The organism is Allobosea sp. 117, from assembly GCF_000702305.1.
Lineage (GTDB): Bacteria > Pseudomonadota > Alphaproteobacteria > Rhizobiales > Xanthobacteraceae > Ancylobacter.
This window is the reverse complement of the sequence record NZ_JNLC01000014.1, coordinates 290,004-305,213: the sequence shown is the minus strand read 5'-3', so window position 1 is coordinate 305,213 and position 15,210 is coordinate 290,004. Positions and strand designations below refer to the sequence as shown.

The window sequence follows — 15,210 nt, the reverse complement described above, 5'->3', positions numbered from 1 at the left end:
CGTCGAAAATCGGCGTTGCCATTTTTCTTTGTCATTATACTTTAGTTGTATGAGACTATCCGTATAGCCAGCGCATTGTCGGCTTCAATAAGGTCATCAACGTCGTTGCCTTGAAACTCGGGGAGGGTGAGATGGCGGGCGGTCCTAGTCTGGAAGTGCCGGGAGAACTTCGGACGATCATGGAACGCAGCATCGAGCAGGCCCGCAAGGCGCTCGATGGCTTCATGGTAGCCGCGCACAAGGCCCTCGACGACACCGAGCAGCGGGTCGGCGATCTCAGCGATAACGCGCGTGACCTGGGGCGCAAGACCGTCGGCTTCGCCGAGGCCAACATGATGGCGGGGTTCGACCTCGCGGCCAAGCTCGCCACGGCGCGCACTGTCGAGGAATGGGTGAAGCTGCAGTCCGAATTCGCGCTCGAACAGGCCAAGCGCCTGTCCGACCAGGCGAAGGTGCTCGGCGAAAGCGGCGCCAAGAGCTTCACCAAGAAGGGCCGCTGACGCCGCGTGGCGGGCGGGGCCGCGAGCGCCGGTTTCCGGCGCGGTTTCGCCTTGTGATTTCGCACCGCCGATGAAATCATGCTGCGGTGCGAACGGTGCGCGACCGGAACTGGGAAAATTTCGCGAAAACGGGGTTATTGTGCATTGCAATATATTGCTGCAGTGCACAATTGATGCTATGCGATCAGGCAAGCGGGTGGCGTGTTTTCGTATCGGCCATATGCCGCAGCGCCTGAAGCAGGGTCCGGCCGTGCTGCCGCGGAACGGTCGGAATGCCCTTTTCCTTACATCAACGCCGCGAACCGAAGGTGAACCCCATGGCTGAGGCTACCACCACCGCCAAGAAAGCTGCCAAGGAAGCCACCGCCGCTTTCGAGGCGGCGCTTCCGAAGATCGACGTCAGCAAGCTCGAAGTGCCGGCGGCCGTCCGCGAGATGGCCGAGAAGAGCGTGCAGAGCGCGCGCGACGCCTATGAGAAGATCAAGTCCTCCGCCGAGGAGGCGACCGACCTGCTCGAGGACACCTACACCACCGCCAGCAAGGGCGTGGCCGAGTACAACTCGGTGGCTCTCGAGGCGCTGCGCACCAATGTGAACTCGGCGTTCGACTATGTCAGCGCGCTGATGGGCACCAAGAGCGTGTCGGAGGCCGTCGAGCTTTCGACCGGTCATCTGCGCAAGCAGTTCGACGTGCTCTCGGCGCAGGCCAAGGAGCTCTCGGCGATCGCCCAGAAGGTCGCGACCGAGACCGCCGAGCCGATCAAGGCGTCGGTCGAGAAGAACTTCAAGAAGGTGAGCTGAGCGCCTTCCGCGCCGCATCCTTCGCCGTTCCCCAGCGCCCGGCCGTCTTCGTGACGGCCGGGCGTTTTCTTTGGTCGGGCGTCCGGCCCCGCGTTCCGCTTGACAGTCCTACCGGCTGTGCCTATCTCGGCCTCGGCCTTGGCACTCCCTTCCGCCGAGTGCCAAGGCAATCCCACGGAGCGCCGCAGCGGCGCGACAGGTAGACCCGAGGACCCCCCGATGGCCAAGCTGAAGTTCCGCCCCCTGCACGACCGCGTCGTGGTCAAGCGCCTCGACGCCGAGGAGAAGACCGCAGGCGGCATCATCATCCCGGACACCGCCAAGGAGAAGCCGTCGCAGGGCGAGATCCTTGCCGTCGGCCCGGGCGCGCGTGACGAGGCCGGCAAGCTCGTCCCCCTCGACGTGAAGGCGGGCGACAAGGTGCTGTTCGGCAAGTGGTCCGGCACCGAAGTGAAGATCGACGGCCAGGACCTCCTCATCATGAAGGAGTCCGACATCATGGGCGTGGTCAGCTGATCGCGGCCTGATCGCCTATTCATCCCGCCGGCGCTTTCCTCGTGCGGCCGTCACGGCTGCGCGCAAGCGCGGAAATCAAGATTGAGGAGCAGGCCACATGGCTGCCAAAGACGTGAAGTTTTCCGGCGATGCCCGCGAGAAGATGCTGCGCGGCGTCGACATCCTCGCCAACGCGGTGAAGGTGACGCTCGGCCCCAAGGGCCGCAACGTCGTCATCGAGAAGAGCTTCGGCGCTCCGCGCATCACCAAGGACGGCGTCACCGTCGCCAAGGAGATCGAGCTCGAGGACAAGTTCGAGAACCTCGGCGCCCAGCTGGTCCGCGAAGTCGCTTCGAAGACCAACGACCTCGCCGGTGACGGCACCACCACCGCGACCGTGCTGGCCCAGGCCATCGTGAAGGAAGGCGCCAAGGCGGTCGCCGCCGGCATGAACCCGATGGACCTGAAGCGCGGCGTCGATCTCGCCGTCGCCGAGGCGATCAAGGACATCTCCAAGCGCGCCAAGAAGGTGAAGAACACCGAGGAAGTCGCCCAGGTCGGCACCATCTCGGCCAATGGCGACGCCTCCATCGGCGAGATGATCGCCGGCGCGATGCAGAAGGTCGGCAACGAGGGTGTGATCACCGTCGAGGAAGCCAAGACCGCCGAGACCGAGCTCGAAGTGGTCGAGGGCATGCAGTTCGACCGCGGCTACCTCTCCCCCTACTTCATCACCAACGCCGAGAAGATGACGGTGGATCTGGAAGATCCCTACCTGCTCATCTTCGAGAAGAAGCTCTCCGGCCTGCAGGCCATCCTGCCGGTGCTCGAGCAGATCGTTCAGTCGGGCAAGCCGCTGCTGATCATCGCCGAGGACGTCGAGGGCGAGGCGCTGGCCACGCTCGTGGTCAACAAGCTGCGCGGCGGCCTGAAGGTCGCGGCGGTGAAGGCTCCGGGCTTCGGCGATCGCCGCAAGGCCATGCTTGAGGACATCGCGATCCTCACCGGCGGCCAGGTCATTTCCGAAGACCTCGGCATCAAGCTGGAGAGCGTGAACCTCACCATGCTCGGCCGCGCCAAGAAGGTGATCATCGAGAAGGAAAAGACCACCCTCGTCGACGGCGCCGGCAAGAAGAAGGACATCGAGGGCCGCGTCGCGCAGATCAAGGCGCAGATCGAGGAGACTTCCTCGGACTACGACCGTGAGAAGCTGCAGGAGCGTCTGGCCAAGCTCGCCGGCGGCGTCGCGGTGATCCGCGTCGGCGGCGCCACCGAAGTCGAGGTGAAGGAGAAGAAGGATCGCGTCGACGACGCCCTCAACGCCACCCGCGCGGCGGTCGAGGAAGGCATCGTCCCCGGCGGCGGCATCGCCCTGCTGCGCGCCAAGAAGGCGGTCGAGAAGCTCACCTCCGACAACTCCGACATCGCCGCCGGCATCAAGATCGTGCTGCGCGCGCTTGAGGCCCCGATCCGTCAGATCGCCGAGAATTCCGGCGTCGAAGGCTCGATCGTGGTCGGCAAGGTGCAGGAGTCGAAGGACCAGAACTTCGGCTTCAACGCCCAGACCGAGCAGTTCGTCGACATGATCGCCTCCGGCATCGTCGACCCGGCGAAGGTCGTGCGCACCGCGCTGCAGGACGCCGCCTCCGTGGCCGGCCTGCTGATCACCACCGAGGCGATGATCGCCGACCTGCCGAAGCCGGCGGCGGGCGCCCCCGCCATGCCGGGCGGCGGCATGGGCGGCATGGACTTCTGATCGAAGTCCATCCTCATAGAACTACAGAAAGGCGTGGCTTCGGCCGCGCCTTTTTCGTTTGAGGGGGCATCCTTCGAGGCCCGCGGAGCCTGTCCTCGAGCTTGCCGGAAGCAAGACCCGTGGGCTGGCACCTCAGGATGACGGCCTACCCGAGAATGCTGACTCGTGCCCAACCCCGCGCACCGTCATCCTGAGGTGCCCGGCGCTCGCCGGGCCTCGAAGGATGCATCGTGCGGAGGCGTGCTCTCCCATTTCTGAAGTGCGTTGATGGCCGTTCCGGCGCAGGGTGCGTGCCGATTGTCGGGAGGCCCCCATGGACCAGCGCTTCATCGATCTCTACGACCGCTTCACGCATGGCCAGATCGGCCGGCGCGAGTTCATGGACCGGCTGGCGACGCTGGCGGGCTCGGCCGCCGCGGCCTCGGCGCTGCTGCCGCTGCTCACCAATGATTACGCCCGCGCCGCGCAGGTCGAGGAGGACGATCCGCGCCTCGACGTCTCGACCGCCGACTTCATGTCCGGCGGCGTGAAGGTCAGCGGCTATCTGGTTCGTGCCAGGCGCGTCGACGCCAAGCGGCCGGCCGTTCTGGTCATCCACGAGAATCGCGGGCTCAACCCGCACATCAAGGACGTCACTCGCCGTGTCGGGCAGGCCGGTTTCCTCGCCTTCGGCGTCGACCTGCTGTCGCCGGACGGCGGCACGCCCACTGATGAGGACCAGGCGCGGGCGATGATCGCCGCGCTCGACCGCGCGCTCACCGTGCAGCGCGCCGTCGATGCGCTCGCCTTCCTCGCTTCGCACCCCGCCTCGACCGGAGCGGTCGGTGCCGTCGGCTTCTGCTGGGGCGGCGGCATGGTCAATCTGCTCGCCGAGGCGAGCCCGGAGCTGAAGGCCGGCGTCGCCTATTACGGCGCCCAGCCGCCGCTCGACCGGGTCGACGCGATCCGGGCGGCGCTGCTGCTGCACTATGCCGGGCTCGATACCCGCATCAACGAGGGCATCGCGGCCTATGACGCGGCGCTGAAGAAAGCGGGCAAGGACTACACCGTCCATGTCTATGACGGCGCCAACCACGCCTTCAACAACGACACCAGCCCCGCGCGCTACGACCCGAAGGCGGCCGAGCTGGCCTGGACCCGGACGATAGACTTCCTCGCCAAGCACCTCGGCGTGCCGCCGCCGGTAGAAATATAACCCGGATCAGATGTCCGGCAGACCGAGCCATTTGGCGATGGCGGTGAGGGTGAGGTCGACGGCGAGGGCCGCGAGGATCATGCCCATGACGCGGCTGATGATCGCGGTGCCGCCCTTGCCGAGCAGCCGCGACAGCGGCCCGGCGGCGATCAGGATCGCCAGCGTCGCCAGCAGCACCAGCGAGAAAGTCGCCACCGTCTCCACCCGGTCCGGAAAATTGTCCCGCGCGTCGTCGGTCAGCACCACCGCCGCCAGCATGGCGCCGGGGCTGGCTATCGAGGGGATGGCCAGCGGATAGATGGCGAGGTCGATTGGTTTGATCTCCAGCCCCGGCTGCATCATCTGATGCCCCCCACCATGGATCATCGACAGCGCGAACAGGAACAGCACGATGCCGCCGGCGATCTGGAAGGAGTGGACCGAGATGTCCATGCTGCTCAGCAGCCAGTGGCCGGCGAAGACGAAGAACACCAGCACGAAGAAGGACACCACCACCGACAGCACGGCAACACGGCGGCGCACGGCGGTATCGAGCCCGGCGGTCACCGCGAGGAAGACGGGCAGCGTGCCGAGCGGATCGATGACCACCCACAGCGTGACGAATTCGGCGATGCGTTCCGACCAGTTCATGGGTTGAGCCGCCTTCCTGCGCAGAGCGGCGGGCTGGCCGCCGGCCGATGGAACCGTTGGCCTCGGGCAGTATCACGTCGGCAGGGCAGAGGCGATGTTGCATCCGGCGGCGCGGCGCCGCACCTTGGCGGCACAATGCCATGGACGTTCGCATGAGTCGCCGCAGTTCCGCCGAAGGCCAGACCATCGTCGGTCTCCCCGCTACAGTCGCGTCGGTTGCGGACGAGGCCGCCGTTCCGGCCACGGCCGCGGTGAAGAAGGGCCGGATCGCGGTTGCCGCGCGCCAGTGGCCGGATTTCAGCCAGGAGCGCGCCGCCCTGCGCCGCGGCGAGGCTCCGGTCGCCGGCGCCGACGAGGTGGGGCGCGGGCCGTGGGCCGGGCCGGTGGTCGCCGCCGCGGTGATCCTCGATCCGAAGCGGGTGCCGAGCGGGCTGGACGATTCCAAGAAGCTCACGCCCCGCCAGCGCGAAGAGCTGTTCGACGTCATCTGCGCGACCGCCGAGGTCGCCGTCGCTTTCGCGCCGCCCTCGCGCATCGACGCGCACGACATCCGCCAGGCGACGCTCTGGGCGCTGGCCCGGGCCACTCAAGCGCTGCCGCGCGCGCCGCGCCTGCTGCTGGTCGACGGCAACGACCTGCCCCCCGTCGCCTGCGCCGCGCGTGCCATCGTCGGCGGCGACGGGCTGGTGGCCTCCATCGCCGCGGCTTCCATCGTCGCCAAGGTCACGCGCGACCGCCTGATGGTGACGCTCGGCCTCACCCATCCCGGCTACGGCTTCGAGCGGCATATGGGTTATGGCACGCGCGAGCATGCGGATGCGCTGGCGCGTCTCGGCGTCTGCCGGCATCATCGTGCCTCGTTCGCGCCGATCAGGGCGCGGCTGTCCGCGGCGGAGTGAGGGACGGGGGAATGCTGTGGTCGGCGCCGTGGATCGAGGCGCTGCGGGCGCGGCCGGGCACGGCGGCGCTGCTGGCTGGCCTGTTCCTGGCGCTGCTCTGGGTCGCCGTCCCGCTGATCTTCTACGCCGCGCCGCCGCGGGCGCTGGTCGAATATCTGATCTATGCCCGCGAATGGCGGGCGACGCCGGATTCCGGCGGCCCGCTCGCCGCCTGGGCGCAGGCGATTGCCTTCTCCATCGCCGGCATGACGGGCGTCTACATCCTCTATGCGGCGTCGACCGTCGCCAGCGCCTGGCTCGCCTACCGCATGGCCCGGCGCCTGCTCGGCCGCGCCATGGGCGGGGCCGCGGCGCTGCTGATGGTCGCCATGCTCGCCATCGTCGCGCCGTTCTCGCCCGACCGGCTGGTGCTGCCGGTGACGCTGTGGCTGATGCGAGAGGCCTGGCGGCTGCTGGTCGAGCGTAAATCCTATGGCTGGCCGCTGGTCGCCGCGGCGGCGGGCGCGGCGCTGTTCTGCGGCTGGACCGGCTGGGCGGCCATCGCCACGGTCGGTCTCCTGCTCGGCTTCACGCCGGGAGGGCGGGAGGCGCTGCGCTCGCCCGACCTCGTGCGCCCCATAGCCGTGCTGCTGACCTTTGTGGTGCCGTTCCTGTTCTGGGTCGGCTTCGCGGTCGCCGAGAACGGCTTCGGCCTCACCGGTTTCCGGGCGGTGCTGCCGGTGCTGCTGCTGAGCACCGTCGCGGGGGCGCTGGCGGCGGGCGGCGTGATCGCGCTGGCCGCCAGCCCGCTGGGCGACAGGGCCCATGTCGGCGACGTGCCGGAGCTGACGCGCCCGCCTCTGCCGCCGCCGGGCCCGACCTTCCTGCGCGCCTTCGGCTTCACCCCGCTGGTGCTGTTCGCCGTGCTCTCGCCGTTCGGGGTCGCTGCCTCCTTTCTCGGCAGCTCGGCGCTGGTTGCCGCTGCGACCGCGCTCGTCGCGGTGCGCAGCGAGCGTGCCGGCATTCATCGCCGCCGGCTGGTGAGCCTGCTCTGGCTGTTCTGTCTGCTGGCGCCGCCGCTCGCGAGCGCGGCGCTGGTGGTGGCGGGTCCGCAATTGCGCGGTAGGGCGGAGGAGGCGAACTTCCCCGCCCGCGCCGTCGCCGTGCCGCTGACGCAGGCGGCCGCCAGCCGCACCGGCCGTCCCCTCTCCATCATCGGCGGCGACAGCTTCCTCGCCGGCGCGCTGGCGCTCGCCAGCCCGGCGCGGCCGACCGTCATGCCGGAAGCCGATCCCTCGCGCGCGCCCTGGATCAGCGCCGACCGGTTGGCGCGCGACGGCATGGTGATGGTGTGGCGGATCACCGACCGCAACGTCGAGCCGCCCGCCGCGCTACGCGCCCGCTGGCCGAACCTGCGGCCGGAGGCGCCGATCGTCGTGCAGTGGTCCTTCGGCGGCAGGCTGGAACCGGCCCGCATCGGCTGGGCGATCGTGCCCGGCGCGGCAGGCACGACGCCGGCTCAGTGATAACCCTCGCCGGCCCGGACCTTGCCGCGGAAGATCCAGTAGACGAACGCCACATAACCGAGGATCAGCGGCAGGATGAACACCGCGCCGATCAGCATGAAGATCTGGCTGGCGGGCGCCGCCGCGGTTTCCCATACGGTGAGCGACGGCGGCACCAGATAGGGGAAGATCGAGATCCCGATGCCGACATAGCCGAGCAGGAACAGGCCGATCACCCCGAAGAAGGGCAGGTACTCGTGTCCTTTCGCCAGCCAGCGCCAGACGCCATAGGCGAGCGCGAGCGTCACCAGCGGCACCGGCGCGAGATAGAACAGGTTCGGCGCGACGAACCAGCGCTCGGCGATGCGCGGAAACGCGATCGGCGTCCACAGGCTGACGATGCCCATGAAGACCAGCATCGCCGGCAGCAGGAATTGCGCATGCGCCCGCGCGCGGACGGCCGTCTGCCCCTCGGTCTTCATGACCAGCCAGACCGCGCCGAGCAGCGCATAGCCGCAGACGACGCCGAGCCCGCAGAGCAGCGCGAAGGGGGTAGCCCAGTCGAGCGGACCGCCAGCGAACGCGTTCCCCTCGACCTTGATGCCCTGCACGAAGCCGCCGAGCAGCACGCCCTGGAAGAAGGCGGCGAGGGTCGATCCGCCGGTGAAGGCGGCGTTCCACAGGAAGCGGCTGGTATCGGCCACCCAGCGGAACTCGAAGGCGACACCGCGGAACACCAGCGCCAGCAGCATGAAGATCACCGGCAGATAGAGCGCCGGCATGACGATCGAATAGGCGAGGGGAAAGGCGACCAAGAGGCCGCCGCCGCCGAGGATCAGCCAGGTCTCGTTGCCATCCCAGAAAGGAGCGACCGAGTTCATCATCTGGTCCTTCTCGCGTTCGTCCTTGGCGAACGGGAACAGGATGCCGATGCCGAGGTCGAAGCCGTCGAGAACGACATACATTGCGATGGCGACGGCGAGCAGCAGTGCCCAGATGACGGGCAGGTACCACTCCATCGCGGTGCTCATGGCGTCCATGGCTATTCTCCCGGCCGGACGATGGCGTCGCGGGTGGCTTCACCCGCTGCGGCGAGCGGACGGCTCGGCGGCAGTTCCTCGTGCGGCGGCTCGAGCGCGGCGCCCTGCGGACCCTTCACGATGAGGCGGTTGATGTAATAGATGCCCATCGAGAACACGATGCCGTAGACCAGCACGAACAGCGTCAGCGAGACGGCGATCGCCCATCCGGTCACCGGCGAGGCGGCATCCGCGGTGCGCAATATGCCGGTGGCGATCCATGGCTGGCGGCCGACCTCGGTGACGAACCAGCCCGAGAGAATGGTGATGAAGCCGATCGGCCAGACATATTGCACGGGCCGCAGGAACCATTCGGCATGGAACAGCGAGCGGCGCCACAACAGGAAGGTGCCGAGCCAGCCGATCGCGATCATCAAAAGCCCCAGCCCGACCATGATGCGGAAGGCGAAGAAGGGGATGGCGACCGGCGGGCGCTCGTTCGGAGCGAATTCCTTCAGCCCCTTGAAGGTGCCGTCGAGGCTGTGCGTCAGGATCAGGCTGCCGAGGCGCGGTATGGCGATCTGCCAGTCGTTGCGCTCCTCGGCCTCGTTGGGGATGGCGAACAGGATGAGCGGAATGCCGGTCTTGGCGTCGGTCGGCTCGCCGCCCCAGTGCGCCTCGACGGCGGCGATCTTGGCCGGCTGGTACTCCAGCGTGTTGAGGCCGTGCTGGTCGCCGATCAGGGCCTGGATCGGCGCGAAGATGGCGATCAGGCCGATCGCCATGCGCATCATCGTCCGGCTTTCCTCCGGGAACCGCCCGGCGACCAGATAGCGCGCCCCGACGGCCAGCACGACGATCGCCGTCGTCAGGTAGCAGGCGGTGACCATATGCGCGAAGCGATAGGGAAAGCTCGGATTGAAGATCGCCGTAATCCAGTCGGTCGGAAAGGCGATGCCGTCGCGCAGCTCGTAGCCGGCGGGGGTCTGCATCCAGCTATTGGCGGAGAGGATCCAGAACGCCGAGAGGCTGGTGCCCACCGCCACCGCGATCGAGGCGAAGACGTGCAGCCCCTTCGGCACGCGGTTCCAGCCAAACAGCATGATGCCGAGGAAGGTCGCCTCCAGGAAGAAGGCGGTCAGCACCTCGTAGCCGATCAGCGGGCCGACCACGTTGCCGACGACGTGCGAGAAGCGGCTCCAGTTCGTGCCGAACTGGTAGGAGAGCACGATGCCCGAGACCACGCCCATCGCGAAGGAGACGGCGAATATCTTGGTGAAGAACCGGGCGATGCGGTGATAGCGATCCGCGCCGGTGGTGATCCACAGCACCTCCAGCGTCGCGATATAGGCGGCGAGGCCGATCGTGAAGCTGGGAAAGATGATGTGGAACGAGACGGTGAAGGCGAACTGGATGCGTGCCAGCAGGAGCGGATCGATATCCATTCGGCCTTCCCTTTCGGCAATGGCGTCGCGGCTAGAATAAGCGTGCTCGCGCCAAGATGGAATTACTCTGATATGGCAAGATGAACGTCACACGCACAGGGAACGCTCTGTCGCGGCGGCGGAATGCCGCGTCGCCTCAGCCGCGACCGGGCCGCGCCGGAATCTGCGCCAGTGCCTTGGAGACGGCAAGGAAATCGCGCCAGGCCATGCGCTTGCCGAGCGGCGTGCGCAGCAGATAGGCCGGATGGAAGCTGGCGAGCGCCGGAATGGTGCGGCTGCCGGTGTCGTAGTCAAACCAGCGGCCGCGCGCCTTGGTGATTCCCTCCTTGATCCCGAGCAGCGTCTGCGCCGACGGCCCGCCGAGGCAGACCAGGACGTCGGGATCGGCGAGCTCGATCTGGCGGCGGATGAAGGGCAGGCAGATCGCGGTTTCCTGCGGCGTCGGCGTGCGGTTGCCCGGCGGACGCCAGGGCACGACATTGGCGATGTAGGCGCTGGTCCGGTCGAGGCCGATGGCCGCCATCATGCGGTCGAGCAGCTTGCCCGAGCGTCCGACGAAGGGCTTGCCCTCGATGTCCTCGTCGCGCCCCGGCGCCTCGCCGACGAACATCACCCGCGCGGCCGGATTGCCGTCGGAGAACACGAGCTGCGTGGCGGTGGCCTTAAGCGGGCAGCCGTCGAACCGCTCCATGATCGCCTTCAGTGCCTCCAGCGTCGGAGCCCGCGCGGCCGCCTCGCGCGCTTCCAACGTGGCGACGTCGGGCGGCGGAGGTGCGCCGGTCGCCGCGCCCTGAAGCCCCGGCAGCGCGGCGGCGGGAGGCGGAGCGGCGCGCGAGATGGGCGTCGGCGGCTGGGCGGGCGGCCGTGCCGCCGCGTTCGGCCTCGGCCCCGTGTCCGGCCGTCCGGCGGGGCGCGGAGCTGTGGCCCGCTCGGCGGCGCTCTCCGCGAAGCGGTCGGCCGGCGAGTCGCCGAGTGCCGCGTCGACGCCCGCCTCGGCATGGAAGGCGAGCAGCTCGCGCAGCCGCGCAGCCTCGGGAAGTTCATGAGCCATAAGTGCAATCTAATACGGATGCGGACCGGCGTGCAGGTCGTTGTCACGCTGCGCAAAGCATGGAAGAAGTCCAGAGAACATAGACAAGGGGCGAGGGAATGGAAGCGGTGGAGCTGCCTGAACGCGAGGCGATGGAATATGACGTCGTGATCGTCGGCGCGGGGCCAGCCGGCCTTTCCGCCGCGATTCGCCTCAAGCAGCTCGCTGAGCAGGCCGGCAGCGACATCTCCGTCGTCGTCGTCGAGAAGGGTTCAGAGGTCGGTGCCCACATCCTCTCCGGCGCGGTGATCGATCCGGTCGGCCTTGACCGGTTGTTCCCCGATTGGCGGGAGGACCCCGAGGCGCCGCTGAAGACACCGGTCACCGACGACCGCTTCTACCTGCTCGGCCCCGCCGGCGGCGTGCGGCTGCCCAATTTCCTCATGCCGCCGCTGATGAGCAATCACGGCGCCTATATCGGCTCGCTCGGCAATGTCTGCCGCTGGCTCGCCGGAAAGGCGGAGGCGCTCGGCGTCGAGATTTATCCGGGCTTCGCCGCGAGCGAGGTGCTGTTCGACGACGACGGCAACGTGGTCGGCATCGCCACCGGCGACATGGGCATCGGCCGCGACGGCGAGATCACCGACCGCTACACCCGTGGCATGGAGCTGCGCGGCAAGTACACGCTCTTCGCCGAGGGCGCGCGCGGCTCGCTGACCAAGGGGCTGATCGCCCGCTTCAGGCTGGGCGAAGGCCGCGAGCCACAGAAATACGGCATCGGCCTGAAGGAGCTCTGGCAGGTGGCGCCGGACCGGCACCAGCCGGGGCTGGTGCAGCATTCCTTCGGCTGGCCGCTCGACGGGTCCACCGGCGGCGGCTCCTTCCTCTACCATCTGGAGGACGGGCAGGTGGTGGTGGGCTTCGTCGTCCACCTGAACTACACCAATCCGTATCTCTCGCCCTTCGAGGAGTTCCAGCGCTTCAAGACGCATCCGCTGATCCGCGCCACCTTCGAGGGCGGCAAGCGACTCTCCTATGGCGCGCGGGCGATCACCGAGGGCGGTTACCAGTCGGTGCCGAAGCTCGCCTTCCCCGGCGGCGCGCTGATCGGCTGCGCCGCCGGCTTCGTCAACGTGCCGCGCATCAAGGGCAGCCACAACGCCGTGCTCTCGGGCATGCTGGCGGCCGAGCACGCCTTCGCGGCGCTCGGCGAGGGCCGCGCCCATGACGAGCTCACCTCCTACGAGCAGGCCTGGCGCTCCTCGGCGGTCGGCCGGGACCTGTGGAGGGTGCGCAACGTCAAGCCGCTCTGGTCGAAGCTCGGCACCTGGGTGGGCATCGCGCTCGGCGGCCTCGACATGTGGGCGAACACCCTGTTCGGCGTCTCGCCCTTCGGCACGCTCGGGCACGGCAAGCCGGACCATGCGTCGCTCAAGCCGGCGGCGAAATCGAACAAGATCGCCTATCCTAAGCCCGACGGCGTCGTCTCCTTCGACCGGCTCTCCTCGGTGTTCCTGTCGAACACCAACCACGAGGAGGACCAGCCGATCCACCTTCAGGTCAGGGACATGGCGCTGCAGAAGACGTCCGAGCACGACGTCTTCGCCGGTCCCTCGGCCCGCTATTGCCCGGCCGGCGTCTATGAATGGGTGGAGGAAGGCACGCAGGGCGCGGATGCGCGCTACGTGATCAACGCGCAGAACTGCGTGCACTGCAAGACCTGCGACATCAAGGACCCCAACCAGAACATCAACTGGGTGCCGCCGGAGGGCGGCGGCGGTCCGAACTACCCGAACATGTGAGCGGGGGAGGGCAGCGCATGCGCGGCTGGTGCGGAGCACTCCTCGTCGCCGGGCTGGTATGCGTGGCGGCGGCGCCGGCCGCCCGCGCGCAGGCGCCCCGGCCCGACTACACGCCCTATAGGCAGGGCACCTTCCTGACCTTCCTCAACGCCTCGGACGGCCCGATCGGCGAGGTGCCGCGCATCGGCCTGTCCTTCGGCGGCCGCGCGGTGCGCGCCGAGCTCGACACCGGCTCGACCGGCATCGTGGTCGCCGCCGACTATGTGCCGGGCTACGAGCAGATGCCCTCGCTGGGGCCGGGGCGCGTGACCTATACGAGCTCGGGCCGGGTGATGCTGGGAAGCTGGCTGACGACGCCGGTCATCCTGATCGGCCGGATGGGTGCCACCGTGCAGACCGAGCCGATGCCGGTGCTCGTCGTCACCGAGGTCCGCTGCCTCGAGGAGGCGCGCGACTGCACGCCGAGCTCGCAGCCGCGCGGCATCGCCATGGTCGGCATCGGCTTCGCCCGCGAGCACGACGCGCAGAGCCAGGGCACGCCCGATCGCAACCCGCTGCTGCGCATCATGGGCGCGGGCGGTGGCACGCGGCGCACCGGCTATATCGTGACGCGCGACGGCATCCAGGTCGGCATTACCGCCGCCAGCACGCAGGGCGACTTCCGCTACATCAAGCTCGCACGCCAAGAGAGCACCCCTGACTGGGCGCCGACGCCGGCCTGCCTATCGGTGAATGGCCAGACCCCGCCGGCCTGCGGCTCGCTGCTCGTCGACACCGGCGTGCCCGCCGCTTTCATCACGCTGCCCGACACGCAGGCGGGCGATGCGCGCCGCACGCTGTCCGACGGCACTTCTGTCGCGGTCCGGGTCGGAAGCGGGGAGGGCGCCTTTGACCTCTACGACTTCACCGTCGGGGGGAATTCCCCGCTCGCGCCGACCACCGTGCATCTGCGCGTCGCGCCCGACCGCGCCTTTCTCAACACCGGCTTCCACCTGCTCAACGGCTATGACGTGCTCTTCGACGCCGAGGAGGGCTATGTCGGCTTCCGCCGGCGCTGAACCCGGCTGACGGGCGCGAAGGCGGCGGTCTCGCTTCCATGCCCTTTCCGCCGCGCGCGCCGCGCGGCAGGATGAGCGGGGGAGGGGCGTCATGGCCAGCGAGATCGAGGACGTCGAGAAACTGTTCACCGCCAAGCCGCGGCCGGTCGGCTGGGCGGAGCGCCGGGCGCGCATGGACGAGATCTGCGCCATCGACCCGCCGGCACCGGATATCGCCTTCACGCCGTTCTCCATCGGTGACGTGCCGGCGGAGTGGTCGCTGGCGCCCGGCAGCGATCCAGCGCGGCCGCTCGTCTATTTCCACGGCGGCGGCTATTGCTCCGGCTCGATCGCCAGCCACCGCGGCATGGTCGGCGACATCGGAAGGCGCGCCGGCATCCGTACGCTCGCCGTGGGTTACAGGCTGGCACCCGAACATCCCTATCCGGCCGCGCTGGAGGATGCGCTCGCGGCCTGGCGATTCCTGCGCGAGGAGGGCTATGCGCCGCAGGCGGTGGCGCTCGGCGGCGACAGCGCCGGCGGTAACCTGACCCTGGCGACGATGCTAGAGTTCAAGGCGCGCGGCGAGGAACTGCCGGCCGCCGCATGGCTCGTCTCGCCCTGGGTCGACCTGACCATGAGCGGGCATACGCTCGACACCAAGGCCGGCGTCGACCCGCTCATCAGCCGGGATTACCTGACGGGCCTCGCATCCTCCTTCCTCGCGGGGCGCGATGCCGCCGATCCGAAGGTATCGCCTCTCTTCGCCGATCTCGCCGGCCTGCCGCCGGCGCTGATCCAGGTCGGCTCGTCGGAGACGCTGCTCGACGACGCGGTGCGCCTCGCCGGCGCGCTCGGCGCCGCCGAGGTGCCGGTGACGCTGGAGATATGGCCGCGCATGATCCACGCCTTCATGCTGTGGTCGGCCCGGCTTTCCGACGGTCGCCGCGCCAGCGCGCAGGCGGCCGCCTGGCTGAAGACCGTGCTCGCCGGCCCAGCCGGCTGACGGGGGTGCCCGGTGCCTGAGGCGGGAGTCTCGCGCATGAGGGCATTCCCTTGAGGAACGTCATGAAACTGTAACGGGGCCTTCATCCGACCGTCATTCGTCGCCGTTACGC

General features: G+C 68.6%; 14 protein-coding genes. 10 read left to right on the top strand and 4 right to left on the bottom strand.

Annotated features, from left to right (window positions below):
* Positions 1-179: 179 nt before the first annotated feature.
* The 5 genes from U742_RS0114610 to U742_RS0114590 all read left to right on the top strand — a co-directional run bounded on the left by U742_RS0114610 (position 180) and on the right by U742_RS0114590 (position 4,746).
* A complete protein-coding gene (locus U742_RS0114610; RefSeq protein ID WP_248310370.1) occupies positions 180-500 on the top strand; it encodes a phasin family protein in 321 nt (106 codons plus the stop codon).
* A 317-nt stretch (positions 501-817) separates the two neighbouring features.
* Positions 818-1,300, top strand: coding sequence for a phasin (locus U742_RS0114605; protein ID WP_029354272.1), 483 nt, complete (start codon positions 818-820; stop codon positions 1,298-1,300).
* 228 nt (positions 1,301-1,528) lie between these two features.
* On the top strand, positions 1,529-1,816 hold the full coding sequence (gene groES / locus U742_RS0114600) for a co-chaperone GroES (protein WP_282568329.1): 288 nt from the start codon (positions 1,529-1,531) through the stop codon (positions 1,814-1,816).
* Between the two features lie 97 nt (positions 1,817-1,913).
* Positions 1,914-3,551 carry a chaperonin GroEL gene (groL, locus tag U742_RS0114595; protein WP_029354268.1) on the top strand — a complete coding sequence of 546 codons (1,638 nt, stop codon included), beginning with the start codon at positions 1,914-1,916 and terminating at the stop codon, positions 3,549-3,551.
* Positions 3,552-3,864: 313 nt separating this feature from the next.
* Positions 3,865-4,746, top strand: coding sequence for a dienelactone hydrolase family protein (locus U742_RS0114590; protein ID WP_029354266.1), 882 nt, complete (start codon positions 3,865-3,867; stop codon positions 4,744-4,746).
* A gap of 6 nt (positions 4,747-4,752) precedes the next feature.
* Here U742_RS0114590 and U742_RS0114585 read toward each other — a convergent pair whose 3' ends face one another.
* On the bottom strand, positions 4,753-5,376 hold the full coding sequence (locus tag U742_RS0114585; protein ID WP_029354263.1) for a MarC family protein: 624 nt from the start codon (positions 5,374-5,376) through the stop codon (positions 4,753-4,755).
* Positions 5,377-5,528: 152 nt separating this feature from the next.
* Between U742_RS0114585 and U742_RS0114580 the strand changes: the two genes are divergently transcribed.
* A complete protein-coding gene (locus U742_RS0114580; RefSeq protein WP_081853023.1) occupies positions 5,529-6,275 on the top strand; it encodes a ribonuclease HII in 747 nt (248 codons plus the stop codon).
* Positions 6,276-6,286: 11 nt separating this feature from the next.
* The gene (locus U742_RS0114575) at positions 6,287-7,780 is read left to right on the top strand and encodes a glycosyltransferase family 39 protein (RefSeq protein ID WP_029354258.1); all 1,494 of its coding nucleotides are present in this window, start codon (positions 6,287-6,289) and stop codon (positions 7,778-7,780) included.
* Here U742_RS0114575 and cydB read toward each other — a convergent pair.
* The 3 genes from cydB to U742_RS0114560 form a co-directional block, all read right to left on the bottom strand.
* Positions 7,774-8,799, bottom strand: a complete 1,026-nt coding sequence (gene cydB / locus U742_RS0114570; RefSeq protein WP_282568328.1) for a cytochrome d ubiquinol oxidase subunit II — start codon at positions 8,797-8,799, stop codon at positions 7,774-7,776. The two genes, U742_RS0114575 and cydB, sit on opposite strands and share 7 nt — an antisense overlap.
* Before the next feature lie 2 nt (positions 8,800-8,801).
* Positions 8,802-10,223, bottom strand: a complete 1,422-nt coding sequence (locus U742_RS0114565; RefSeq protein ID WP_029354254.1) for a cytochrome ubiquinol oxidase subunit I — start codon at positions 10,221-10,223, stop codon at positions 8,802-8,804.
* Between the two features lie 136 nt (positions 10,224-10,359).
* Complete coding sequence (locus U742_RS0114560; RefSeq protein ID WP_029354252.1) at positions 10,360-11,274, bottom strand: uracil-DNA glycosylase; 915 nt, start codon at positions 11,272-11,274, stop codon at positions 10,360-10,362.
* 98 nt (positions 11,275-11,372) lie between these two features.
* On the opposite strand from U742_RS0114560, the gene U742_RS0114555 reads away from it, so the two are divergent.
* The 3 genes from U742_RS0114555 (at position 11,373) to U742_RS0114545 (ending at position 15,098) form a co-directional block, all read left to right on the top strand.
* Entirely contained in the window at positions 11,373-13,055 is a 1,683-nt protein-coding gene (locus U742_RS0114555) for an electron transfer flavoprotein-ubiquinone oxidoreductase (protein WP_029354250.1), read from the top strand.
* 17 nt (positions 13,056-13,072) lie between these two features.
* A complete protein-coding gene (locus U742_RS23590; protein WP_248310369.1) occupies positions 13,073-14,113 on the top strand; it encodes a hypothetical protein in 1,041 nt (346 codons plus the stop codon).
* 91 nt (positions 14,114-14,204) lie between these two features.
* Positions 14,205-15,098, top strand: coding sequence for an alpha/beta hydrolase (locus U742_RS0114545; RefSeq protein ID WP_029354246.1), 894 nt, complete (start codon positions 14,205-14,207; stop codon positions 15,096-15,098).
* Positions 15,099-15,210 lie beyond the last annotated feature (112 nt).

Bases quoted from the DNA above. Each gene is read 5' to 3' on its own strand.
- U742_RS0114580 (WP_081853023.1), top strand. From the start codon at position 5,529: ATGAGTCGCCGCAGTTCCGCCGAAGGCCAGACCATCGTCGGTCTCCCC.
- U742_RS0114565 (WP_029354254.1), bottom strand. From the start codon at position 10,223: ATGGATATCGATCCGCTCCTGCTGGCACGCATCCAGTTCGCCTTCACC.
- U742_RS0114575 (WP_029354258.1), top strand. From the start codon at position 6,287: ATGCTGTGGTCGGCGCCGTGGATCGAGGCGCTGCGGGCGCGGCCGGGC.
- U742_RS0114605 (WP_029354272.1), top strand. From the start codon at position 818: ATGGCTGAGGCTACCACCACCGCCAAGAAAGCTGCCAAGGAAGCCACC.
- U742_RS0114610 (WP_248310370.1), top strand. From the start codon at position 180: ATGGAACGCAGCATCGAGCAGGCCCGCAAGGCGCTCGATGGCTTCATG.
- U742_RS0114560 (WP_029354252.1), bottom strand. From the start codon at position 11,274: ATGGCTCATGAACTTCCCGAGGCTGCGCGGCTGCGCGAGCTGCTCGCC.
- U742_RS0114545 (WP_029354246.1), top strand. From the start codon at position 14,205: ATGGCCAGCGAGATCGAGGACGTCGAGAAACTGTTCACCGCCAAGCCG.
- U742_RS0114590 (WP_029354266.1), top strand. From the start codon at position 3,865: ATGGACCAGCGCTTCATCGATCTCTACGACCGCTTCACGCATGGCCAG.
- U742_RS23590 (WP_248310369.1), top strand. From the start codon at position 13,073: ATGCGCGGCTGGTGCGGAGCACTCCTCGTCGCCGGGCTGGTATGCGTG.
- cydB (WP_282568328.1), bottom strand. From the start codon at position 8,799: ATGGACGCCATGAGCACCGCGATGGAGTGGTACCTGCCCGTCATCTGG.
- U742_RS0114555 (WP_029354250.1), top strand. From the start codon at position 11,373: ATGGAAGCGGTGGAGCTGCCTGAACGCGAGGCGATGGAATATGACGTC.
- groL (WP_029354268.1), top strand. From the start codon at position 1,914: ATGGCTGCCAAAGACGTGAAGTTTTCCGGCGATGCCCGCGAGAAGATG.
- U742_RS0114585 (WP_029354263.1), bottom strand. From the start codon at position 5,376: ATGAACTGGTCGGAACGCATCGCCGAATTCGTCACGCTGTGGGTGGTC.